Annotated in this window: 11 protein-coding genes and 1 pseudogene; 6 read left to right on the top strand and 6 right to left on the bottom strand. The window is 69.7% G+C overall.

Annotated elements, in window-relative coordinates:
* Nucleotide 1: 1 nt before the first annotated feature.
* From ACFZBX_RS21700 to ACFZBX_RS21685, 4 genes and pseudogenes are all read right to left on the bottom strand, one after another.
* Nucleotides 2–1,072, bottom strand: a pseudogene (locus tag ACFZBX_RS21700) (family 2 encapsulin nanocompartment cargo protein terpene cyclase); the annotation flags it as partial.
* Between the two features lie 468 nt (nt 1,073–1,540).
* Complete coding sequence (locus tag ACFZBX_RS21695) at nt 1,541–2,260, bottom strand: flavodoxin family protein (protein WP_391535402.1); 720 nt, start codon at nt 2,258–2,260, stop codon at nt 1,541–1,543.
* A 112-nt stretch (nt 2,261–2,372) separates the two neighbouring features.
* Complete coding sequence (locus ACFZBX_RS21690; RefSeq protein ID WP_391535401.1) at nt 2,373–3,113, bottom strand: DUF5995 family protein; 741 nt, start codon at nt 3,111–3,113, stop codon at nt 2,373–2,375.
* A gap of 167 nt (nt 3,114–3,280) precedes the next feature.
* Nucleotides 3,281–3,946 carry a TetR family transcriptional regulator gene (locus ACFZBX_RS21685; RefSeq protein ID WP_391535400.1) on the bottom strand — a complete coding sequence of 222 codons (666 nt, stop codon included), beginning with the start codon at nt 3,944–3,946 and terminating at the stop codon, nt 3,281–3,283.
* 58 nt (nt 3,947–4,004) lie between these two features.
* Between ACFZBX_RS21685 and ACFZBX_RS21680 the strand changes: the two genes are divergently transcribed.
* Together ACFZBX_RS21680 and ACFZBX_RS21675 are read left to right on the top strand one after the other, a co-directional pair.
* Nucleotides 4,005–4,874 (top strand): SDR family NAD(P)-dependent oxidoreductase, encoded by an 870-nt coding sequence (locus ACFZBX_RS21680; RefSeq protein WP_391535399.1) that lies wholly within the window; start codon nt 4,005–4,007, stop codon nt 4,872–4,874.
* 192 nt (nt 4,875–5,066) lie between these two features.
* The gene (locus tag ACFZBX_RS21675; RefSeq protein WP_391535398.1) at nt 5,067–8,093 is read left to right on the top strand and encodes a hypothetical protein; all 3,027 of its coding nucleotides are present in this window, start codon (nt 5,067–5,069) and stop codon (nt 8,091–8,093) included.
* A gap of 83 nt (nt 8,094–8,176) precedes the next feature.
* On the opposite strand, the gene ACFZBX_RS21670 is transcribed toward ACFZBX_RS21675, so the two are convergent.
* Both ACFZBX_RS21670 and ACFZBX_RS21665 read right to left on the bottom strand, forming a co-directional pair.
* Entirely contained in the window at nt 8,177–11,218 is a 3,042-nt protein-coding gene (locus ACFZBX_RS21670; RefSeq protein WP_391535397.1) for an acyltransferase family protein, read from the bottom strand.
* Between the two features lie 70 nt (nt 11,219–11,288).
* Entirely contained in the window at nt 11,289–12,977 is a 1,689-nt protein-coding gene (locus tag ACFZBX_RS21665; protein WP_391535530.1) for a glycosyltransferase family 2 protein, read from the bottom strand.
* 594 nt (nt 12,978–13,571) lie between these two features.
* Between ACFZBX_RS21665 and ACFZBX_RS21660 the strand changes: the two genes are divergently transcribed.
* The 4 genes from ACFZBX_RS21660 to pglX all read left to right on the top strand — a co-directional run bounded on the left by ACFZBX_RS21660 (nt 13,572) and on the right by pglX (nt 24,842).
* Complete coding sequence (locus tag ACFZBX_RS21660; protein WP_391535396.1) at nt 13,572–15,380, top strand: DUF262 domain-containing protein; 1,809 nt, start codon at nt 13,572–13,574, stop codon at nt 15,378–15,380.
* Nucleotides 15,380–16,420 carry a CBS domain-containing protein gene (locus ACFZBX_RS21655; protein ID WP_391535395.1) on the top strand — a complete coding sequence of 347 codons (1,041 nt, stop codon included), beginning with the start codon at nt 15,380–15,382 and terminating at the stop codon, nt 16,418–16,420. The genes ACFZBX_RS21660 and ACFZBX_RS21655 overlap by 1 nt, the downstream gene beginning before the upstream one ends.
* 161 nt (nt 16,421–16,581) lie before the next feature.
* Nucleotides 16,582–21,252 (top strand): BREX system serine/threonine kinase PglW, encoded by a 4,671-nt coding sequence (pglW, locus tag ACFZBX_RS21650; RefSeq protein ID WP_391535394.1) that lies wholly within the window; start codon nt 16,582–16,584, stop codon nt 21,250–21,252.
* The gene (pglX, locus tag ACFZBX_RS21645) at nt 21,249–24,842 is read left to right on the top strand and encodes a BREX-2 system adenine-specific DNA-methyltransferase PglX (protein WP_391535393.1); all 3,594 of its coding nucleotides are present in this window, start codon (nt 21,249–21,251) and stop codon (nt 24,840–24,842) included. Before pglW ends, pglX begins: the two co-directional genes overlap by 4 nt.
* Nucleotide 24,843: the final 1 nt, after the last annotated feature.

Below are 24,843 nucleotides of genomic sequence, written 5' to 3'. Positions count from 1 at the left end.
GTTACCAGAAATCGGGCAGGCTGTAGCGGAAAGTGTTGGTCTGGTGCCAGTAGTGGTTGCCGTCGACCCACGCGGCGACCCCGCGCAGGAAGCGCACCACCACCGGGACGGGCGTGGCGGCGGCCAGTGCCGCGGCCTCCGCCTCGAAGGCGTGCATCAGTTCGTTGTGCACCTCGACGGCCTTCAGGTAGCCGGCGCGGTCGTCGAGGCCCTCGCGTTCGGAGATCACCACCGGCAGGTTGAGGTGGCGGCCCGGGCTCGCCAGCTCCTTGGTGTACGAGTACAGGTCGTTGACGATGGTGGTGGCGTTGGAGGCGAGCGCGATGACCCGCTGCATGGCCGGGCGGGCGTGCAGGTCGGCGGGCAGCTCGTAGCCGCCGACGGTGTCCGTGATCGTCGGGCAGGGGCGGAAGTTGTTGAACTGCCGCATCGACAGGTACTCCCACACCTCCGGGACGTGGTGGTCGTCCTGGTCCCAGGCGGCCTCGGCGAGGTAGCCCAGGTGCAGGCGCGCCATGTCGTGCCGGAAGCGGTCGGCCTGGGAGGCGGTGGCGGCCCGGGTGAAGTGCTCCATCGCCGAGCGGTACGCCCGCCGGGGCGCGTCCGAACCCAGCGACTCCTGCCACCCGCCCTGGTACTCCGCGGTGGTGTGCACCGGGTCCAGGGCGGTGTGGGCGAGCAGCAGCCGGCTGCCGAGGCCGACCGGCGAGCCGCCGAGGTCCTCGCAGTAGCAGTCGTCGACGGCGTTCTCGGCGACCATCAGCCGGGTGGCGAGCATGACGTGGTCGACGCTGGGGGCGTCCGGGTGGCAGGCGACCATGTAGCGGCTCACCGAGAAGCCGTCGAACTGCTCCTCCCAGTCCGGCGGGTAGAGCTCGATCTCCTCGGCCCACAGCTTGATCCGGCGGTTCACCTCCGCGACCCGCTCCGCGTCCGGCTCGGGCACGGGGTGGAAGTACAGGCCCGGCACCGGGTCCCCGGACTTCGGCTTGCCCGACGGCGCTTCGAGAGCGACGGAGGCCTCCTGACGGGGTGCCAGGTTCAGGCCGGCCGTCCCGATCCCGCTCGGCCCGCGGAGGAGCTGCTCCAGGGCCGTCCCGCTCATGACCGCACCGCCGCGCGCCGGCCGGCCTGCGGATGCGCGTGCGGGTACGAGTGCTGCTGCGTCGCCTGCGGTGTCTCGCCGCTCGTGGCCACGGGCATGGGAGAACCTTCCTCTTCGAAGGGGGACACGCCATGACGGGTCGTCGGCCGTCGCCGTCGTCCCGGAAAGAGGGGATCTCCGCATGCGGCGGCGGCCCCGTCTCGTCTGTTGCCCAACCGTAGGCGGGGCGGAACGATCTGGACCGCTTCGCATGATCCTGTGCACTCGAAAGGGTGAACGTTCACATCAGTCGCGTTTGAAATGGCGCATCTGATGATCGGTTCGGACCACCCTCACCGCCGAAGCGGCCCCGCCACCGGACGGGGCCGCCCACCAAGGATCGTTCCGATACCGACGTTCCGTCAGCCCGCCCGGCACGTCACGGCGTTCCGCCCTTCAGCGGTGTTCCGGGTTCTCGAAGTCGAACCGGCAGCCCGCCTCCCACTCCGAACGCTGGTTCCCGTACGCCGGGACGCCGCCCGCGTCCTTGAGCATCCTCGCCAGGTGCAGCAGGTTCCAGGTCATGAAGGTCGCGTTGCGGTTGGTGAAGTCGTTCTGCGGCCCGCCCGACCCCGCGTCCAGGTACGACGGCCCTGGACCTGCCTCCCCGACCCACCCGGCGTCCGCCTGCGGCGGGATGGTGTACCCGAGGTGCTGGAGGCTGTAGAGCACGTTCATCGCGCAGTGCTTGGCGCCGTCCTCGTTCCCGGTGATCAGGCACCCGCCGACCCGCCCGTAGTACGCGTACTGCCCGTGCCCGTTGAGGACCGACGAGCACGAGTAGAGCCGCTCGACGACCCGCTTCATCACCGAGGAGTTGTCCCCGAGCCAGATCGGCCCCGCCAGCACCAGGACGTCGGCCGCCATCACCCGGCTGTAGAGGACGGGCCACTCGTCCGTCTCCCAGCCGTGCTCGGTCATGTCCGGCCAGACGCCGGTGGCGATGTCGTGGTCCACCGCGCGGACCACGTCGACCCGCACGCCCTGGCGCTCCATGATCCCGGTGCTGACGTCGATCAGGCCCTGGGTGTGGCTGCGCTCCGGCGAGCGCTTGAGCGTGCAGTTGATCACCAGGGCGCTGAGATCGGCGTACCGGGCGGGGGACGAGGAGGACATCGACGGCCTTTCGCGGCTCCATCAGGGCTGGTCACCCACCAGTCCACCCCGCCCCGCCCGCTCCCGCCCGCCGGGCTCCGCCGACCGGGGCCGTCGCGCCGCCCCCGTCCGGCTACTCCCCGTCCGGCTGCTCCCCGTCCGGCTGCTCCACCGGCGGCAGCACGGGCGTGACCAGCATCTCCCCCGCCAGCGCGGTGCTCGCGGTGACGGCGGCGAGCGTCGCGTCGTACATCGGGCGGATGTTGCGCTGGTGCCAGAGCGTCTGCGTGGTCGCCCAGGCGGCGTCCCGGGCCCGGGCGATCGAGAAGCTGGACACGATGTGCTTCAGCGGCTCCGCCTCCTCGGTGGCCACCTTGACGATCTGCGCCTCGAACGACGCCCGCACCTCCGCCTCCACCTGCGCCAGCAGCTCGTTCACCTTGAGGTAGTCGGCGTGCACCGGCGGCGTGTCGGGCGTGGTCCGCCGCTCGATGCAGGTCTCGACCACGGCGAGCGCCAGATCGTGGTTGATGTGCGCGTTCATCCCCGCGAAGGCGAACTGGACCGGCCACACCTTCCGGTGGCTGCGCGCGTCGAACAGCGGCTTCCACGCCGCGTTCACCGGCCGCCCCGCCTCGCCGGCCTCCACCGCGTCGAAGTACAGGTTCGCGAACACCACGTCCAGCCGCTCGATGAACGCCTCGTCCTGGAAGTACCCGTCCGTGAGCCGCTCCCCCACCAGCTCGGTGACCTCGAGGTACATCCGGTTGAAGCACGCGACCCCGTCCCGCGGGTCCAGCCGCGCCTTGATCTCCCGCATCCGCTCGATGACCTCGCCGACACTCTGCGCGGGCTTGGCGGCTGACCGGGTCATGGGGTGGTCCCTTCCGTCGGTGGTCTCCGGCTGCCAGCTATACACACCACCGCCGCCCCGGATCCGCCGAACCGGGGAACACCTCGCCGCCCATCACCCGTTCCGGTGACGGCTCGGCGCGGGCGACGGCGTCGCCGCCGCCGGTGCGCCCGCGCCGACCCGGCCGGTCAGGCGTCCGGGCCCGCCGAGAGGCCGTGGACGGTGGCGGTGAGGATGCGGGTGAGGCGGGGTTCGAGGTCGATGACGGCGTGGGCGAGGCGGGGGTCGGTGCGGTAGAGGGCGGCGACCTCGGGGCCGGGGTTGGCGATCTGCCACATCGCGCCGGCGAGGGCGACGGCGGTGGCGAAGAGGTCGGTGACGTCCTGCTCGCTCAGGGCGGGCAGGAGGGCGCGGACGGCGGCGGTGACCGGCTCACGGGCGGCCCGGGTGGCGAGCTTGAAGTCGCGGACCGCGTCGAGGGAGACGTTGCGTTCGAGGTTGAGCGGGGCGTGGGCGAGCAGGTCGCAGAAGGGCCCGCGGGCCGCGAGGGTGGCGGCGAAGGCCCGGGCCACGGCGGCCGGGCCCGGGTCGGCGGTGTCGCGCAGCCGGGCGGTCAGCGCGTCGGACCACTCGGCCCAGCCCTCGGCGGTCAGCCGCAGGAAGATCTCCTCGCGGGTCTCGAAGTAGCGCAGCAGCGCCGATTTGTGCATTCCCACGGCGGCGGCGATGTCCGTCAGGGTGACGTCCCTGATGCCGCGCTCCCGGCCGAGCGAGCGGGCCGCCTCCAGGATCGCCGCCTCGCGCTGCCGCTTGGCCTCGGGGGATCGCGCGCGCTGGAACTCCGATGCAGTCACCCGTCCATGCTAGCGCAACGCCGTTGCACTATTAGCGCAACGATGTTTTACTAACGGCATGGACAAGACCTGGTTCATCACCGGCAGCTCCCGCGGCTTCGGCCGCACCCTGACCCGCGCGGCCCTGGAGGCCGGCGACGGTGTCGCCGCGACCGCCCGCCGCCCCGAACAACTGGCCGACCTCGTCGAGGAGTTCGGCTCCCGGATCCGCCCGATCGCACTCGACGTCACCGACCCGGCGGCCGCCCGGGCCGCGATCGCCGAGGCGCACGCGCACTTCGGCCGGATCGACGTACTGGTGAACAACGCCGGCTACGCCAACGTCTCGCCGATCGAGACCACCGAGGACGCCGACTTCCGCGCGCAGTTCGAGACCAACTTCTGGGGCGTCTACAACGTCACCAAGGCCGCGCTTCCGCTGCTGCGCGAGCAGCGCGGCGGGCTGGTCGTGCAGTTCTCCTCGATGGGCGGGCGGGTCGGCGGCTCCCCCGGCATCGCCTCCTACCAGGCGGCCAAGTTCGCCATCGACGGGTTCAGCCGCGTGCTGCGCGCCGAGACCGAGCCGTTCGGCGTGCGGGTGCTGGTCGTCGAGCCGAGCGGGTTCCGCACCGACTGGGCCGGCTCCTCGATGACCGTGCACGACGTCCCGGAGGCGTACGCCCAAACGGTCGGCGCCCTCAACACCCGCATGCGCCAGGGGGGCGACGGCGCGGCCGGCGACCCGGTCCGCGCCGCCGGGATCCTGGTGCGGATGGCCGGACGCCGCGACATCCCCCACCACCTGCCCCTCGGGGTCAACGCGGCCGAGGGCTCCATCGCGATGGACCGCCGACTGCTCGACGAGGACACCAGGTGGCGCGAGGTCGCCCGCTCCGCCGACTTCGCCGAGGCCTACCCCGTGCCCTTCCCGCCCGATTCCGCGCACTGACCAGTGCCGCCCCGGCCGGCGGAAGCTCCCGATGTCCCCTCAATTGTCCGGCCGACGCACACCCGTGGGCCGAAAACCCCTGACGGAAGTTCGTATCCGTCCTCTATGATCCCGCCGGACCGGTGGCGCGCCCGCACCGCCGGTCCGGCGTTCCGGTCACCGGGCCGGACGAGAGATCAGGAGAGAGACTCGGTGACCTTCACCCCACGTGCCCGCCGCACCCTCGGCGTCGCGGCCTCGGCACTCACCCTGGCCCTGATACCCGCAGGGCCGGGAGGCGCCACGGCCGCCGCCGCCGACGGACCCACGCCGGCGAACCTGACCGCCACCCGCGCCTTCAACGACACCTTCACCCAGGACTCCACGCTCGCCGCCGCCCCGTTCTACGGGCTCAACGGAGGGCTCAACGCAGGGGTCGCCGCCGACCTCACCACCCGGCAGTCGCCGCCGGACGGAGAGCGCGCGATCTCCTACACCCGTGTCTCCGGCCGCTGGTGGACGGCCGCCCCGCCGGAGGCCTCGTTCGTCCAGGTCAGCCCCGCCACCCAGCCCAACCGCCTGCAGTTCTCCAAGGGCATCTCCGCCGTGATGCTGGGCGCGCCCGCCGTCGCGGACGAGACCGGCCGCTACACCGTCTCCACCGTGGTCGACCCCTCGGTCGGCGACACCACCAGCAACGACTGGGCGTCCATCGTCCTCAGCCGCAGCCACCGCAGCACCGGCTACGTCACCAACGCCGACGTCGACCTCGGACTCACCGTCAAGTCGAACGGCACGCTCGACCTCTACCACGGTGGCGGAGGCGAGACCGCCTTCTGGTCCGGCCAGGTCGCCCCGGCCACCAGCTACGCGGTCTCCCTCACCGTCTCCACCGGCGCGGACCGCACGGTCACGCTGACCGTGAACGACACCACGCTGACCGCCACCGCCCCGCCGACGGTCACCCGCTGGCCGAGCAGCGCCTTCCTCTACCTGGGTGCCTACCTCGACGACAACACCTCCAAGGTGACCACCTTCGGCAACGGCGGCAACCACGGCCTGTCCGTCAGCCGGGTCGACACCTCCGCCGGCGCCAGCGCCAAGCCGCTCGTCGACACCTTCGACGGCGCCCCGGCCGGTACCGCGGACTTCGGACTGAACCAGGACCTCAGTGTCCGCCAGCCGAGCCTGCTCTCCTCCGGCTACGTCGCCGAGTCCGGGGTCAACGGCCTGGTCACCAACCCCGTCCCGGGCGCCGTCCAGGTGAACTCCCCCGCCCACCCCAACGTGCTCTCCTTCCCCCAGGGCACCGCCGCCGTGCGCCTCGCCAAGCCGGCCACCGCGGACCTCCCCAAGCCGGGCGGCAACGAGGTCCGCGGCCGCTACACCGTCAGCGCGAAGCTGACGCCCGCCGTCGACAGCACCACCGGCACCGACTGGTCCTCCCTCGCCATCAGCCGCGCGAGCAACGGCACCGGCGCCGTGGACGCACCCGACATCGCACTCGGCCTGCGCGTGCAGGCGGACGGTGGCCTGGCCCTCTACCAGGGCGGCACCGCCACCGTGCTCCCGCCGGTACCGGCGGCCACCTCGTACACGGTCTCCCTGGTGCTGGCGGCCGGACCCGAGAAGCTCGCCACCGTCACCGTCAACGAGAGGGCGGTCTTCTCCGGCACGACCGCCGCCGAACTGCCCGGCGACGGCTACGTCGTCCTGGGCGCCCACCCCTCGGCCCCGGGCCGCGTCGCCACCGTCGACGACCTGCGGGTCTCGATGCTCGGCGGCCTCGGCTACTACGGGTACTACGCCACCGTGGACCCCGTCGACGGCCCCCACTCGGACTTCACCCCCAAGGTCGCGGGCTGGAGCAACTTCAACGGCTACTCGCGCGACGCGGACAACATCTCGCTCGGCTTCCTGGACAACTGCCTGCCGGCCGCCTGCGCCCTCGGCGTCAACCCCGAGGTCGTCAATCCGGGCGTCGAGCACAGGCTCGAAGCCAAGCCGGCCGCCGAGATCGAGGCGAACCTCGCCGCCCTGAAGAAGCGGATCGGCGGCAACCTCGACAAGATCGGCGCCGTCTACCTGACCGACGAGGCCTACTACCGCGGGCTGACCGCCGACCAGATCCGGGTGCAGGCCGACAAGGTCCGGGCGGCCTTCCCCGGCAAGCTGCTCATCTTCGACTACGCCGAGCGCGACCTCTCGCCGGTCCCCGGTGTCAACCCCGTCCCCGCGATCGCCGACATCGTCGGCGTCAACCGGTACTGCCAGGGCCGTGGAACGGTCCAGGACCTGGTGACGAGGCTGAAGAACAAGCTCGCCTCGCCCGACCAGCACCTCATGCTCTTCCCGGAGATCTTCCAGTCCAACGAATGCGGAAGCACGAGCGACGCACAGATCGCCGCGTTCAACGCCGAGTACAAGGCCGTCGCGGCCCAGGACGCGCGCGTCGTCTACCTGCACCCCTTCCGCTGGATGGACAACACCGCCACCCTCCTGCCGCAGACCGTCGCCCAGCAGCAGAAGACCGGCCGGGCCATCGTCAACGCCACCCCCGCCCCCCGCCCCTCCTCGGTCGGCGTGTACCGGGCGGCCGACCAGTCCGTCACCCAGACCTCCCACAACGGGGTCACCATCGCCCGCGCCACCGTCGGCGCTCCGGGTGACGTCCCGCTGGCCGGCCACTGGAACGGGCCCGGCGTCGACACCATCGGCTACTACCGCCCGAGCACCGCGGAGTTCTTCCTGCCCGGCCCCGACGGCACGATCGGCGCCCCGGTGCGGTACGGCAACTACAACGACGTCCCCGTCGTCGGGGACTGGAGCGGCCGGGGGAGGACCACGATCGGCGTCTACCGCCCGAGCGAGGCGACCTTCTACCTCAGCGACGACAACGCCGTCTTCAAGTACCGGATCATGCTGGGCAACGTCGGGTGGAAGCCGCTGGTCGGCGACTGGGACGGCAACGGCACCACCACCGTCGCGGTCTACGACCCGCAGACGCGGACCTTCCACCTCAACGACTCCAACCAGACCGAGAACGTCCGGGACATCGTCTTCGGCAACACCGGCGACATCCCGGTCAAGGGCGACTGGGACGGCACCGGCGTCGACAGCGTCGGCGTCTTCCGGCCCTCCGACCACTCCTTCTCCGGCGCGGCGGCCGGCAGCGACCTGACCGTGTTCAGGGCGACCGTCGGCGACGGCGAGACCCCGCTGGTCGGCAACTGGGGCTGACCGCCCCCCGAGCGACGGAAGGGCCCCGGGCCGGGGAGCGGCGTGCTCCCCGGCCCGGGGCCCTTCCCGTGCGAACGCGACCGCTACGGCTTCGTGGCGACGGAGACGTAGTCGACCCGCATCGGGTGCCCGGGTTCGGTGGCCGGGGTGACGGCGCCGCCGAACGCGGTGGGCAGGTTGCCGCCGACGGCGACGTTGAGGATCAGGAACAGGCCGTGGTTCACGGCCCGGTCCCAGGTCGCGCGGTCCATCTGCGCGGCGGTGACCCGGTGGTGCTCACGCCCGTCGAGGTACCAGCGGACCTGTTCGGCCCCCGGCCTCAGGTCGACCTCGACCGCGTACCGGTGGAAGCCGGTGCGGCACTCGGCGCCGCAGGGCTGGTCGCCGGAGCCCAGGCCGCGCGGCTCCTGGCAGGGGCCGCCGTCGAGGACGCCGCAGTGCATCGTGCCGAACACCGTGTCCCGGCCGTTGACCTGCTCCATGATGTCCAGCTCGCCGATGGCCGGCCAGCCGGTGTAGCCGTTGCGCAGCTCACCGCCGAGGGTCCAGAAGGCGGGCCAGTACCCGGCGGCGGCCGGGCCGGTGACGTCCGGCAGGGCGATCCCGGCCTCGATCCGCAGCACACCGCCGGGCGGCGGGGCGAAGTCCGCGCGGCGGGACTCGATCCGCCCGGACGACCACTGCCCGGCGGCGTCCCGGGTGGGCACGATCTCCAGGGCGCCGCGGCCGTCCAGCCTGACGTTGGCGGTGGAGTCCGTCATGGTCTCGATCTCGCCCGTCCCCCATTGCGGGGCCGGGCAGCCCGGGTAGCAAGTGCCGAGGTCGTACTGCCAGTTGGCCTCGGACGGGCGGCTGCCGGCCGGGCCGTCGAAGTCGTCGCGCAGCAGCTGCGTCCAGCCGTCCACGGTGACCGGCCGGTCCTGGGTGGGTGCCGACCTGGGCGGCAGGGCGCCGGACTCCGTCAACAGCCGCTCCAGGCGCGGCGTGAGGACGACGACGGCGACGTTGGTGAGGTGCGCGTCGTCGCGGTAGAGCAGGATCCGCTCCAGCACCGCCGGGCAACTGCGGCCGTTGCCGGGGCAGATGACGTCGTTCACCGATACCGTGCGCACCCCCGGCATCCGGCCGGCCGCGATCTCGTCGGCGAGCGGGTCCGCCCACAGCGCCTTGTCGCGCGGGAACTCGCAGGTTGCCGGTTCGTCGGTGTGGCCCGACACACAGGCCGGCACGTCCGTCCCCGGGACCGGGGTGTCGCGCAGGTAGACGATCGGGACGCCGATCTCGCGCAGCGGGGCGAGGGTCTTCTCCCAGCCCTGGAGCAGCAGTTCACGGTCGTCGGTGTAGCGGTTGAGGGTGGAGACGACGATCAGCCGGGGCTTGGGTCCCTCCTTCAACCGGGTCAGCGCGTTCGCCCGCCAGGTGTCGCACTCACGATAGGTGCGGCCCAACTGCGGGTTCACCACCGTGAGTTCCGGAAGCGGGCAGCCCTGCTTGACCAATTCCTCCAGCTCCCAGCGCCGTTCGGCGGCGATAGCGAGCAGCGCCGAGAACCACTGGCCGGCGTGCGAGTCGCCGAGCAGCACGATCCGGTCCGGGCTGCCGACCACGCCGAAACGGCAGTCGGGGCTGGTGGTGGCGGTCGGCGCGACCTCGCACTCGCCGTCCGGCGGGAAGTCCTTGCGGGCCTGGACGGCGTCCGGCACCACCGCCGGCCCGCCCTTGGCCGGCGCCGCGGTGCGCACCAGCAGCGAGGTGCCGTCCGAGGAGCCGGGCGGCAGGCCCTGGAGGTCGACGGGCGCGGCCGGGCCGAGCAGCCGCAGCGTGCCGGTGCCGACGACCAGCGCCAGCACCACCGGAATGACCACCGAGGCGAGACCCAACGACAGACCCCGGCGCGGGAGTTCGGAGACGGTGCGGCTGTGCCGCAGCGGCCGCTCGACCCAGCGCATGACGGCGGCGGCCGGCAGCGCGGCGGCCGCCGTGAGCGCCACCTTCACCGGCCAGGACAGCGGGCCGAACTTCGCTCCGACGAGGACGAGCACCGGCCAGTGCCACAGGTACAGGTTGTAGGAGAGCCGACCGATCGCGCGCGGCACGCGCAGGCCGAGCACCCGGTCCACGCCGGGACCCGGGGCGGCCGCGCCGGCCCCGTCCCGTCCGGGCGTGCCGGCCAGGATGACGGCGGCCGTGCCGAGGGTCGGGACGAGCGCCGCCCAGCCCGGGTACGGCGTGGTGTTGTCGTACGCCAGCACGCAGCCCACGATCGCCGCCGCCCCGGCCCAGCCGACCAGAACGCGCAGCACCCGGGGCCCGCGCAGCAGGTGCCAGGGCAGCAGGGCGAGCAGCGCGCCGACCCCGAACTGCCAGACCCGGGACGGCGTCCCGAGGTAGGCGAGCGAGACGGAGTCCTGCGTCCAGTGCAGCGAGAGCGCGAAGGAGCCGGCCGTCAGCACGGCGGCGAGCGCGGCCGCGACCGGCCGCACCGCCCGCCCGCGCCCGTCCGCCCGGCCGCGCCGCACCAGCCGCAGCACCAGGAGGACGGTGAGCGCCAGCAGCGGGCCCCAGACCAGGTAGAACTGCTCCTCGACGGCCAGCGACCAGAAGTGCAGCAGCGGGCTCTCGTCCCGGCCGGCGGCCAGGTAGTCGGTCTGCTGGGCGACGAAGCGCCAGTTGCCGACGGACAGCGCCGCCGCCAGCACGTCGTACTCCAGGTCGGCGCGCCGCAGCGGCACGGTCAGCCAGGCACCGAACAGCGCCACCACGGCGAGCACGATCGCCGCCGAGGGCAGCAGCCGGCGGGCCCGTCGGGAGAAGAACTCGCCGAGCCGGATCCGGCCGGTGGTGGTGGCCTCGCGCAGCAGCAGGCCGGTGATCAGGTAACCGGAGATGACGAGGAAGACGTCCACCCCGACGAACCCGCCGGCCAGGCCGGGGACGGCCGCGTGGAAGGCGAGGACGGCGAGCACGGCGACCGCGCGCAGGCCCTCGATGTCGGGGCGGAAGCCGGCCGGACGGGGCGCCGGGCCCGGGGCATCGGAACCCCGGGAGGCGGCGCCGGCCCACCGGCCGGGAATGGTGAAGGCGGCCGGCCGCAGTTCAGGGACGGACGGCGATGGCGACGTCACCGATAGTGACGGCATCTGGGATGGGGACGGTGACGGTACGGATGACGACGGCATGGAAGGCGACGACCTTTCAACCCAGCCAGGGCAGCATCGGGCGGACCCAACCGGAGGCGAGCAGAGCGGTGAGCACGAGCGCGGCCGTGGCGGCCAGACCCTCGGGCCAGCGCCGGGGCAGCATGCCGGGCCGGGGCGCCTTCGGCCCGGCGGCGGCGCCCTCGGCGCGGGTGGAGCCGCGTACCTCGCCGAGGAGGTCGCGGACCAGCGGCAGGCCTATCTGCGCCTGCACCAGGAGATAGAGGCCGAGGCCCCAGTTGGGCGCCCAGCCGTGCTCGGCGACGGCCAGGGCGAGGCCGAGGGCGCCGGCGCCGAGCGAGGCGCAGAGCCAGGCGAGCGAGAGCAGCACCACCTTGCGGGCCATCCCGCCGGACCGGCTCCCACCCCCCGTCGCCGGGGCGCCCGCACCGGCCATGCCGGTCGGCACCCAGGCCGCGCTGCGCCCGCGCAGCGTGTGCCAGAACGCGACACCGGCGGCGACGCTCATCAGCACGTTGGAGCGGATCACCTCGATCCGCCAGCGGGTCCGGCTGACCCTGGGCAGCAGCACGTGCCAGAGCCAGAGCGGCGCGAGCATAGGCAGGACGTGCCAGGGCCGGATCTGGTCCGGGTAGAAGAACATCATCACCAGCGGCGGCAGCGGCGCGACGAAGATGTTCACGGCGGCGGCCAGGTAGCCGACGATGCCCTCGTAGAAGCAGAGCCGCATCCGCCAGGGCGCGCCGATCCGCTTGAGCTCGGGCGAGCCGAGCAGGTGCAGGTTGCCCATCGCCCAGCGGTACTGCTGGTTGACGTACGAGGCGAGGTTGTCCGGCGAGGTGCCCTTGGCGACCAGCACCGGGACGTACAGCGTGCGGTACCCCTTGGCGTACAGGCCGAGGCCGGTGAAGAGGTCCTCGCTGTGGTCGAGCCGGGCGAAGCCGCCGGCCTCGTCGATCGCGGCGCGCCGGTAGACGGCGTTGCTGCCGCAGCAGATGGCGGCGTCACTGGCGTCGCGGGAGGGCTGGATCCAGCGGAAGAACCACTCCTGCGCGGCACCGGCGGCGCGCTCGATCCAGCTCATCGTCTCGTCGGTGTCGAAGCACTGCGGACTCTGCACGATGCCGATCCGCTGGTCCGCGAAGTACGGGACGAGGTGACGCAGGAAGTCCGGCCGGGGCGCGAAGTCGGCGTCGAGGATCGCGATCAGCTCACCGCTGCTCAGGGTGAGCGCGTGGTTGAGGTTGCCGGCCTTCTTGAGGTGCCCCCGGTCGGGCCGCACCACGTACCGGTACCCGTGCGCGGCCGCCAGTTCGGCGACCTCGGCCCGGTCGGCGTCGTCGAGCACCCAGACCGTCAGCGCGCCCGGCCAGTCCACCCGGGAGACCGCCCGGTAGGCGTTCTCCAGGATGTCCAGCGGCTCCCCGCAGGTCGGCAGGTACAGGTCGACGGTCGGCAGTTCCTCCGGCGCCCACGCGTGCACCAGCACCTCGTGGGACTGCCGGGTGAGCCGCCGCTGCCGCAGGCTGTTGACGGACGACAGCACCAGCGCGACCACGTTGAGCCCGAGGACGGCCAGGAAGATCCAGAGCGCCGGCGTCCGCAACGCGAACGTCAGCATGGTCGCCGCGGTGAACACGAACGCCGCCGAACTGGCGACGAGCACCCACCTGCGCTGCGGGCCGAAGTACCAGTACAACTCCTGGTCGTCCGGTGGTTGCGGCAGATGCGCAAGAGGATCGGAAGAGGAAGAAGACAAAGAGGAAACAGGAGATACCTGTTGGACAGTCATGTGGCCCCCACAGCCGTGTTTCTGACAGCTCCACGGTCACACTACCCCATTGGTATAGACCATTAATCCATTCGTCCAGGCCCCGGACGCCACTTCCCGGCCACCTCAAACGCCCTGGTCAAGCAGCAGGTCAAGCGGACGTGAACGCTCCTCCAACATCCTGCGCCCCACCCGGTCCCGCCCGCCCGTCCCGCTCGCGGGCGTCGCCGGCCACGCGTTGCGGATGTAGTCGAAGACCTCCTCGCGATGCGTGTGGACATTCATTCGGACGGGACAGGAGCCCGAGGCCTTCCACCTCGGTCGCCGAACCGGCCGCGCCGGCGCCATTCGTCTGCGGGAGGTCGGCCAGCTGTGGTCGGCGCCCCGTTGCACCAAGCATGGGCACGCGTGCAGGGAACGGCCCGAGTGCTCATCCCCGCCGAACGCCCGCGGCAACTTCGTGGAACCGGTTGACTGCGAATGGTGATTGTTGGTCGAATCACCTCGGCACATGGCACATGCTGGATTCAAAGGTGGGGAACAGACCGAGTGGCGCTCGACAGTCCGAAGCTCAAGGACGTCCTCGCGGACGTCGCGTCCGGAACGCTTCAGCTTCCCGACTTCCAACGTGATTGGAAGTGGGACGACGACCGGATCAGGGCGATCATCGCCACAGTGACGCTCGACTACCCGCTCGGCGTGGTGATGACTCTGGAAACCGGCGGCGCGTCCCCGTTCCGGGCCCGTACGCTCACAGGCGCGGACTCCGAGCAGCAGACGGTCCCCAGCCTCCTGCTCCTGGACGGGCAGCAGCGTCTGACCTCGCTGTTCCAAGCGCTCTACCTCGATGCCGCGGTGCAGACGGTCGACGCACGTGGCAAGGCGATTGAGCGCTGGTACTACATCGACATCGCCAAGGCCGTAGGGGCCTCCGCCGACCGGGACGAGGCGGTCGTGTCCGTCCCGGAGAACAAGATCCTGCGGACCGAGTTCTCCCGCGCCAACACCCTAGACCTGACCACCGTCGAGAGCGAGTGCAGGGCAGGCCTCTTTCCACTCCACTTCGTCTTCGACATCCCACTCGTCAACGCCTGGAAGAGGGCGTTCGTCAAGGGCGACGACCAGAAGTGGGACCTGTGGTCCGATTTCGAGGAGCGCGTCCTCGAGAAGATCCGGTCGTTCCAGGTCCCCATGATCCGGCTCTCTGCCACGACCTCGATGGACGCCGTGTGCGCGGTATTCGAACGCGTCAACACCGGCGGCGTGCCGTTGAACGTCTTCGAGCTACTGACCGCCACCTACGCCGGGGACCGCACCTTCACAGCGACCTCCGGGGACTACTACCAGCTTCCCGTCGTCTGGCATGCGATCAAGCGAGGCCTGGCCACCCGCTTCCCGGTGTTCGGCAGCCTGGACCAGAACATCGAGGACGGTCTGAGCAGCAGCGACTTCCTCCAGGCCGTCGCACTGGTGCGCACGTGGGAGCGCAAGCAGGAACGGCCCGGCGCCGCCGTGTCCTGCAAGCGCCGTGATCTTCTGGATCTTCCGCTCGCCGACTTCGACCGTCTGGCACCGAAACTGGCCGACGCCTTCGCCTGGGTCGGCGACTTCCTTCAACAGCAGTGCATCGTGCGTGCAGCAGATCTCCCCTACCGGACGCAGCTCGTTCCGCTGGCGGCGGTCCGCGCGATCCTGGGCGAGGAAACCGACAGTCTCGCGGCCGAAGAGATGATCACCCAGTGGTACTGGTGCGGTGTCCTCGGCGAGATGTACGGCGGCTCGACCGAGACCCGCTTCACCAAAGACGTGGAGCAGCTCATCGGGTGGATCCGCCGTGCAGGCGAGGCCCCCGACACGGTCGGCGACGCCTACTTCTTCCCTGACCGCTTGGACACCCTGACCACCCGGCACAGTGCCGCCTACAAGGGGATCTACGCCCTTCTCATCAAGCAGGGCGCGGTGGACTGGCACTACACCGGTGCACCGATCAGCCCCGGGCGTTTGGACGAGCACTCGGTCGACGTCCGGCAGATCTTCCCCAAGACCTGGATCAACAAGGAGTACGGGCAGAAGTTCCCGGCCGGCTCCATCGTGAACAAGACTCCTCTCTCCTATCGTGCCGCCCAGGGCATTTCCGGCTCACCAGCGGCCTACCTCCCGTCCCTGGTCAGCGCCTCCGACATGCGCCCCGAATGGTTCGACGACGTCATCGCGACCCATCTCATCGACCCCGAAACACTGCACGCAAACGACTACGAACGCTTCTACCTCAACCGGTCCAGGCAACTGGTGGAGCTGGTCCAGGGCGCTATGGGCAAGCGCACTGCCCTGCGTGGTGCGGCGAACGGCGGCGCGTGATGTCCGCAAAGCCTTCTCCCCAGGACCTCCTGGCGCTCAAGGGCACACGCATCCCTCTCCAGGACGTGCTCGACCTCTTCGGTGTGCGCATCCGCAACCACCAGAGCGTGCAGCTGATCTCGGAGTCATTGGCCGACGTCGGTCTGGCAACCATCCCGGATTTCGCTGTCTGCCACCACCGAGGCGACATCGACATCGTCGAGCAGGCAACCGTCACCGCCCCGGACGCCGAGCCCCAAGCCGACGACGAGCAGGAACCGCTTCCCTCGCAGGCTCTGCCGCAGCGGCTCCACCTCGGCGACCTGGCGTGCGCCCGCAACGGGGTAGCCGGCGTCGGCCTCAACACCTCCCTCGCGCAGGCGACGTACCTGATGCGCACCAATGGATACTCGCAGGTTCCGGTGACCACGGGCCTGGCCACGTTGCACGGCGTGGTCACCTGGCACTCCGTGGCGAAGATGTACGAGACCGGCAAGACAGCCACGATCGAGAACGCGATGCAGAAGGACTCGCCGCCGGTCGCAGACGTGCGCCAGGAGCTCTTCAGCTGCCTCCCCGTGATCAAGGAGCACGGCTATCTCCTGGTCCGCGGCGAGGACGGCTGCCTGTCCGGCATCGTGACTGCAGAGGACGTCACCGAGCGCTTCGAGGGGGCGGCACGCCCCTTCTTCCTCGTCGGCGAGATCGAATCACTGATTCGCCGGGGTCTGGGTGCTGCTCTCGACCGGGAGGCGATCAAGGCTGTACAGACCAACAGGAGGGCCGATGAGCGATCCGGGTTGATCACAGACCTGATGTTCGGCGACTACATCAAGCTCCTCGACGGTGGACAGCGGACGCAGGCTCTGGCGGCGCAGGCCGATATCAACTGGGCTACCCTCGGCTGGCCTGCCATGGACAGGACACAATTCGTCCACCACCTGAAGCGGGTGAAGGAAATCCGCAACCGAATCGCCCACTTCAGCGAGAAGCCACTGCCCGACGACATGCTCACGGAGCTCACCTCGTTCACCAAGCTGCTCCGCGATTTCGTCTCCTGAGCCGTGTGCGCTGTGACGGCGAGCGATTCTGCAGGCCCTCCCGACCCCGCCCACTTTCCGTACGAGCCCGACACGGACGACTGCCACCCGCTACGATCGTCCGGGTGATCCGGCTGCTGACCAGCAGCGAAGCACAACGCGAAAAGAAGCGGTGAGGGCGCATGCGGGACGGCCGGTGGGTGACGGTCACCGACTCGGAGTTCCAGCACGAGCGCCGCGGCCTGGAGGCGATCCGGGAGAAGCTGCCGAACGCCGACCCCTGGCGGGCGTGGTCGAACTTCACCTTCACCGCCAACACCGGGCACGTCCGTGAAGTGGACCTGCTGGTCGTGGCGCCGGGCGGCGTCTACCTGATCGAGCTCAAGGACTGGCACGGCTCGATCGAGTCCCGCAGCGGGACCTGGCTGCAGACCCAGCCCAGCGGCCGCCAGGTCCCCCACGGCAACCCGCTCCACCTGGCGAACAAGAAGGCCAAGGAGCTCGCCGGGCTGCTCACGCACAACGGCCGACGGGTCTGGGTGTCGGAGGCGGTCTGCTTCACCGACGCCTCGCTGCGACAGCGGCTCGCCCCCTCCGACCAGCACGGCGTCTATACCGTCGACGAGCTGGTCGCGATGCTCCAACAGCCGCCCCGCGACGAGCGCCGACGCATCGACGCCGTCGCCTCTCGGGAGATCAAGACGGCGCTGGAGCAGGTCGGGATCGCACGAAGCGGCGCCGAGTACAAGGTCGGCCCGTACCTGCTGAACCGCAAGTCCTTCGACTCCGGCCCGACCTGGGCCGACTACCTGGCCCGCCACACCGAGCTCCCGGAGGCTGCCCGGGTCCGCATCTACCTGCGCGAGCGCGGGTCGGACTCCGGCCTGCGGGCCTCGGTCGAGCGGGCCGCGCTGCGCGAAGCCGCCGTACTGCGGCGATTCCGGCACCCCGGCGTGGTGCAGCTGCGCCAGTACGACTCGTCCGGGCACTCGGCCGGGCCCGCGCTGATCTTCGACTACGACCCGCGGACGTTGCGGCTCGACGAGTACCTGGTGCAGTACGGGGCCAAGCTCGACATCCTGACCAGGATGTCGCTGGTACGGCAGCTCGCCGAGACGATGCGCTCCGGGCACAGCAACCGCATCTACCACCGCACCCTCGCGGCCCGGGCGATCCACGTCGTCCCGCGCGGACGCGGCCGCATGGCGGGTGCGGACGGCGAGGAGGCGGGCTGGCTCAACCCGCGGCTGCAGATCTCCGACTGGCAGGTCGCCGTACAGCGCTCGTCCGGCGACTCCGCGGAGGGGACCCCGCGGCTGGCGCCCACCGCGCTCTCCAATGCCGGCGCCCACCTGGCCGAGGCCGCCGATCCGTACCTGGCCCCGGAACTCACCGCCGTCAACCCCAACCCCGTGCTGCTCGACGTCTACGGCCTCGGGGTGCTGACCTATCTGATCGCGACGCTCCAGCCACCGGCCGCGAGCCAGGCCGAGCTGGTCGCCCAGCTGGAGGCGGGCGAGGGCCTGCGCCCCAGCGCGATCGTCGACGGCCTCTCGGAGGACATCGACGAACTCGTCCAGGCTGCGACGGCCTACAACGCCGACCAGCGGCTGTCCTCCGTCGACGAGTTCCTGGAGATGCTGGAGTTCGTCGAGGACAGCCTGACCGCTCCGACGCCGGAGACGCAGGCTGCACCCGCAGCCGAGGAGGAGCCGGACAAGGACCCCCTGGACGCCGTCGCGGGCGACATCCTGGCCGGCCGCTGGGAGGTGCGCCGCCGACTGGGCACCGGCTCCACCAGCCGGGCCTTCCTCGTTCGGGACCTCCAGGCCGACCCGCAGGCCCGGCGTTCCAAGGCGATGTGCGTGCTCAAGGTCGCCCTCAGCGACAGCCGCGCCGAGGTGCTCCGCCACGAGGCCGAGGTCATGGGCCGACTGCGGCCGCATTCCGGGATCATCCGCCTCGCCGAGCCTGAGCCCCTGAGCATCGGCACCCGAACTGTCCTCGCCCTCGAGTTCGTCGGAGACGAACGTGAGGACGAGAGCACCACTCCGGGAGCGAGGCCCACCCGGCGACGCGAGGAGACCGTCGGCAGGCAGCTGCGCGAGCGCGGCCGCCTGCTGATCGACCAGCTCGAGGCCTACGGCGACTACCTGTTCGGCGCGGTGGACTTCCTCGAGGGCGAAGGCGTCTGGCACCGGGACATCAAGCCGGACAACATCGCCATCCGCATCCGCCCCAACCGCACCCGCGAGCTGGTCCTGATCGACTTCTCGCTGGCCGGCTACCGCGTGCAGGACACCAGTGCCGGCACCGACGGCTACCTCGACCCGTTCATCGGGACGCTCACGCGCTCGGTGTACGACGCGCACGCCGAACGGTACGCCGTCGCCGCGACCCTGCACGAGATGGCCTCGGGCGAACTCCCGGTGTGGGGCGGCGGCCGGGTGTCCGCCCGGCAGACCGATCCGGAGAAGGAACCGCACGCGACGATCGCCATCGAGGCGTTCGACTCTGCAGTGCGTGCAGGCCTGACCGCATTCTTCCGCAAGGCACTGCACCGGGACGCCTCCCAGCGATTCCCCGAGCTCAAGCCCATGCGGGACGCCTGGAAGAGGATCTTCCTCGACCTGGACAGTGCCAAGCCGAGCTCCGGTCGACCCCGGCCTTCCACTGGCGACGCCACGGCCGGTGCCGAGCAGCCCGAAGCTGCGGCCCCCGAGGCCACCGCGCCGGCGATCGCGGACGCGGAACCCGAGGACGCCGAGCAAGAGCGGAACCAGAAGGCCGCAGTGGCGACCCGGGAGACGGCGATCTCCGCAGCCGGGTTGACGCCTGCGGCAGAGTCCTTCGTCTTCGGCCTCGGCGTGAACACCGTTGGCGAGCTGCTGGATCTCACCAAGAGCCGGCTCGTGAATTCACCGGGGCTCGGTCCCAAGACGCGCAACGAGGTACTGGGCCGGATCAAGGAGTGGCGCCGCCGCCTCGCCGAGCAGCCGGCCGGCCCGCTCACGCCCGAGGGGCGCAAGGCCGCGAAGGAGGAGCTGGCCGAACTGTCGGTGGTCGAGAAGGCCGCCGTCGACGCGCTGGCGACCGGAGACGCAGCGGGTGGCCTGTCCCCTCGGACTCTGCGGACAGTCAGCCTGGACACCTTGGCAACCATCTTCGTGCCTGTCCTCAAGAAGGACGGATCCAACCGCAACGAGGTCGAGACGGTCAGGCTGCTGCTGCGCCTGCCCAACGAGACGGGCACGCTGCCGGAGATCGGGGTCTGGCCGAAGCAGAAGGACGTCGCGACTGCTCTCAAGCTCACCGCCGGTCGGATTCCGCAGATTCTGAAGCCCCAGCGCACCCGCTGGAGCAAGAATGCGGCGGTACAAACGCTGCGCTCCGAGATCCTCGAGTTGCTGCACGCGCTCGGGCGGGTTGCCTCGGCGGCGGAGATCGCGGATGCCCTCGCCGTCCGGCGCGGCACCCGGCTGCAGGAGCGCGGGGACCGCCGGGCCCTGGGGCTCGCCGCGGTCCGGGCCGTTCTCGAGGTCGAGCAACTTGATCCGGCGAGCGCACAGTTCCGGCACGTCGCCAACCGGGAAGCCGCCGACGAAGGCATGGGAGCCGGCCTGCTGGCGCTGGAAGTCGGCGAGCACGACTCCCCCGACACCCCGTCGGCCCCCGGACTGTTGGACTACGCGCAGCGACTCGGGAAGGTCGCCGACCGGCTCGCCAAGCTCGACACCCTGCCGACGGCGGCCACCGTGCTGGCTGAGCTCGGGGCCGTTGCCCTGCCGAACGGCGCGGTGGAGTGGGACGAGCGGCGGATGGTGGACGTGGCCGCGGCAGCCTCCCGCAACGCCGCCGCCACCCCTCGGCTCGAGATCTACCCGCGCGATCTGTCACTGGTCCGGGCCCTGCGGCTCACCCAGGCCGGGCTGGTCCGGATCACGCCCGGCGTACCGGAGTCCCAGCAGCCGGGGCTGACCTGGGAGGACGTGCACGAGCGCGTCCGCGCCCGATTCCCCGAGCTGCTCGACGGAAATGGCGGGCACTCCTTGCCCGTCGGCGGTCCGTTGACGAAGGAACTGCGGGAGGCCGGCTTCGACCTGGTCCTCTCGCTACGCGCGGGTACCAAGACCATGCGCTACCTGCCGCGACGGGTCGACGCCGGGTCCAGCTACCTCACCTCGGGCGCCGGCCGCCGGACCACCCGCATCTCGCTGGTCACCCGGTACGACGACGACCCCCTGCTTGCCGGGGCCATGCAGGCGGAGGAGCGGCTGCTCTCGTCCGCACGACGCGACGGTTTCCGGGTGCTGACCGTACGCACCGGGCTCGCCCAGGAGGCGGCGCGTGAACTGGCCGGGGACGGCGGCGGCAGCAGGTTCGGGGCCGAGGCGGTGTCGGTGGCCGAGTTGTTCATCGACGCCCTACACGAGCTGGTGGATCCCCGGCCCAAGCCGACCTGGGAGACCATCCTTCGTGCCGACGCCGCCCAGCCGGGCACGCCGGCGGCGATGCGGTTCGCCGAGTATGCACGGACGGCGTGGGGCGCGGTCGAGCCGAGGATCGGCGAGCTGGTGACGGCGGAGGGGCCCGGGCGGCCAGTGCTGCTGGTCGACGGCGGGGTGTTCGCCCGGTATGACGCCATGGCGGTGCTCGACCGGCTGGCCGGACGGTCGCGGAACAGTGGCCGGGGGCTGTGGCTGCTCTGCCCGCAGAGCGACCCGGCGCGTGATCCTCGGCTGGGGACGACGGCCGTGCCCTACCAGTCGGGGCTGGGAGAATGGATCGAGCTTCCGGATTCGTGGGTCAACAACGCCCACCGAGCCGGCGAGAGTGGAGAGGCGACCAAGTGATCGACCGCAAGGCCCTGTTGGCAGATCTGATCAAGCAGGTCAAGGCGGTCGAAACCGACCTCGGCGCCCAGGTCAAGGCTGTGGAGGACGTGCGGGTCAAGCTGCGCGGCGAGTACGACCAGGCGCGGAAGCTGGGGCGTACCGCGGCGACGTGGAACTCGTGGCTCGACGAGCGCATCACGCAGGTCGCGGTGGCGTGGGTGCTCGGGACCGTGTTCGTGCGGTTCTGCGAGGACAACGAGCTGATCCCGGAGCCGTACCTGGCGGGTGCCTCGAACGAGCGGCGTGACCTCGCGCTGGAGCGGTACGCGGCGTATGTAGACGAGGACGACGACCCGACGTATCGCGGGTGGCTGGAGCGGGCGTTCGCTGAGCTGGGTGCAGGGCAGGCTGGCCGGCTGCTGTTCGACCGGCGGCACAACCCGCTGTTCCAGATCCCGCTGTCGCATGATGGCGCGCGGGCGCTGGTCGAGTTCTGGCGCGAGCGGGACGAGGCTGGCGTGCTCGTCCACGACTTCACGGACAAGCTGAGCGAGGACGGTACAGAGGGGTGGGACACCCGCTTCCTGGGTGACCTCTACCAGGACCTGTCGGAGGCGGCGCGGAAGACGTACGCACTGCTCCAGACACCTGAGTTCGTCGAGGAGTTCATCCTGGACCGGGCGATGGACCCGGCGGTACGGGAATTCGGGTACGAGGGCCTGAAGATGATCGACCCGACGTGCGGGTCAGGCCACTTCGTGCTGGGTGCATTCCGGCGGCTGGTGAAGCTGTGGGCTGAGGGTCAGCCAGCGCGGGACCGGTACGAGCGCGTACGCGCTGCGCTGGACTCGGTACACGGCGTGGACATCAACCCATTCGCGGTCGCCATTGCACGGTTCCGACTTCTGGTAGCGGCGATGGCGGCAGCGCAGGTTCGGACTCTGACAGAGGCCGGAAAGTACGACTGGCCGATCCATCTGGCCGTAGGCGACTCTCTCATCAAGGCACGGCAGCTCGAGCTCACTCTTTTGGGTGAGGAGTCGGGTGACGAGCTAGCAAAGTTCGCATATGCGACAGAGGATATACACGAATACCCGAGCATCCTCGAAGAGGGTCGCTACCACGTCGTTGTAGGAAATCCTCCCTATATTACCGTCAAGGACACAAAGCTCAACACCCTGTACCGGGCGCTCTATGAGGCATGCTCAGGAAAGTACGCCCTCTCAATTCCTTTCGCCCAGCGCTTCTTCGAACTCGCAAAGGCCGGAACGGAAGACGGTCGTGGGTACGGCACAATCGGTCAAATTACTGCCAACTCCTTCATGAAGCGAGAGTTTGGCACGAAGCTGATCGAGGAATACTTCGCCCACCAAATCGAGCTCACCGAGGTTATCGACACATCTGGCGCCTACATTCCGGGACACGGCACACCAACCGTGATCCTGATCGGGAAACGTCGGAATGGAAGCCTCCGCTCAAAGACGGTACGCACAGTTCGCAGCATCCAAGGCGAACCCGGGGCACCAGACGAAGGCGAAACCGGAAAGGTTTGGGGCGCAATCCTCAAACAAATCGACACCCCTCCCTCCGTCAGCAGCTGGGTATCTGTAGATGATCTCAACCGAAGCCACTACTTCAGCAGGCACCCTTGGATACTGGCCGACGGCGGCCTGGAGATAGTCGAGCTAATTTCCAAGTCCTCAGAAAATTCATTGTCTAAAATTTCAGCGTCCATCGGCATGACCACCCTGACACTTGAGGATGATGCCTTCCTAGTGCCAGATCGCCTTGCCAAAATGCGTTCCTTTGCAGATGACTGCGTGCCCCTCGTCAACGGGGACGAGGTACGAGACCACACCATTGATCCTCCGCAATTGACGATCATGCCGAGGAAATGGGACGGAACCCAGCGCTCCCTCAGTTCTGCCGCAATGGCCCACCTGTGGCCCTATCGAACAAACCTCCGGCGCCGCCTCTACTTCGGCAAGAATCCAGAAGAGAGGGGTCTCCGCTGGTTCGATCTCGGATTGTATTTTTCAGATCGGCATCGCACGCCCCTTTCAATCACATTTGCAGAGGTGGCAACGCACAATCACTTCTCGCTAGACCGCGGTGGAAAGACTTTCAAACAGACCGCGCCGGTAATCAAGCTTCGCGATGGCACCAGCGAGGCTGACCATCTCGGCCTAACGGGGCTACTCAATAGCTCTTCAGCTTGCCTCTGGCTGAAAATGATGTGCCACAATAAGGGGAGCACAGTTGACTCTCACGGGGCACGTCAGACCACTACCCCATTTGAGGACTTCTATCAGTTCAATGGAACAAATGTCGCCGAGTTCTCTATTCCAGCCAACCTCCCTACCGCCATTTCCTCCGCTCTGGAATCTCTAGCTCAGCAGCTCACTGCCGCTTCCCCGTTCGCCATTGCCTCTCCTGACGCACCAGCTCCAAGCGCTGCCAGACTTCTCGCCGCCAGGGAGCGATGGACGCATATTCGGGCTCAGATGATTTCATTGCAAGAAGAGCTGGATTGGCAGGTCTACTCACTCTACGGGCTGAACGACCAGGACCTTCGTGCGCCCGACGCCGATGTTCCCGAGCTCTCCCTCGGCGAAAGAGCATTCGAGATTGCACTCGCCCGCCGATTCGAGGCTGGCCAAGCGTCTGATGAATGGTTCCGGCGTCATGGCTCTACTCGCATCATCGAATTTCCTTCGAACTGGTCTGACGCTTACAAAGCCGTCGTCCAGAAGCGCATCGAGATCATCGAAACCTCCCGAGCTATTGGCATGGCAGAGCGGCCAGAGTACAAGCGCCGCTGGGCAAGCGACGGATGGGACTCTCTTCAGGGCAAGGCGCTCCGCTCCTGGCTGCTCAACCGTATCGAGAGCCGCGACTACTGGTTCCAGGAGGAGCAGCCCGTGCTTCTCAGTCGCGCTCAGCTCACCGACGCACTCTCTCGCGATGAAGCCTTCGTTTCGGTCGCAGAGCTGTACGCACCGCGCCAGGAAATCGCCATTGTCGTCGCCAATCTTCTCTCCGACGAGCACGTGCCGTTCCTTCCTGCCCTACGCTACAAGCCTTCCGGGTTGAAGAAGCGCGCCGATTGGGAACATGTTTGGGACCTCCAGCGCCAGGAGGACGCTGCGCCGGACGAGCTAGCCAAGCGGAAGATCCGGCACTCGGTCCCCGTGCCGCCGAAGTACACGTCGGCCGACTTCCTCAAGCCCTCCTACTGGCGGGCCCGAGGCAAGCTCGACGTGCCCAAGGAGCGGTTCATCTCCTACTCGACGACGGCTTCCGGCGCCCCCGACCTCTTTGGCTGGGCCGGCTGGGACCACCGCGAGCAGGCACAGGCGCTCACCACGTACTTCACCAACAACGACTTCACCACTGAGGAGTTGACCCCGTACCTCGCGGGTCTGCTGGAGCTCCAGCCCTGGCTGAGCCAGTGGCACGGTGAGTTCGACGCGATGTATGGCGGCTCCCCTGCCGACTTCTTCGCCGGCTACCGCGCGCAGATCCAGGGCGAGCATGGTCTGACCGACGACAACTTGCGGGCCTGGCGTCCGGCGCCCGCCCGCCGAGGTCGCGCCGCCAAGAGCTGAC

The organism is Kitasatospora sp. NPDC008115 (assembly GCF_042957205.1).
Classification (GTDB): Bacteria; Actinomycetota; Actinomycetes; order Streptomycetales; family Streptomycetaceae; genus Kitasatospora.
This window is presented reverse-complemented; position numbering and strand designations above follow the sequence as displayed.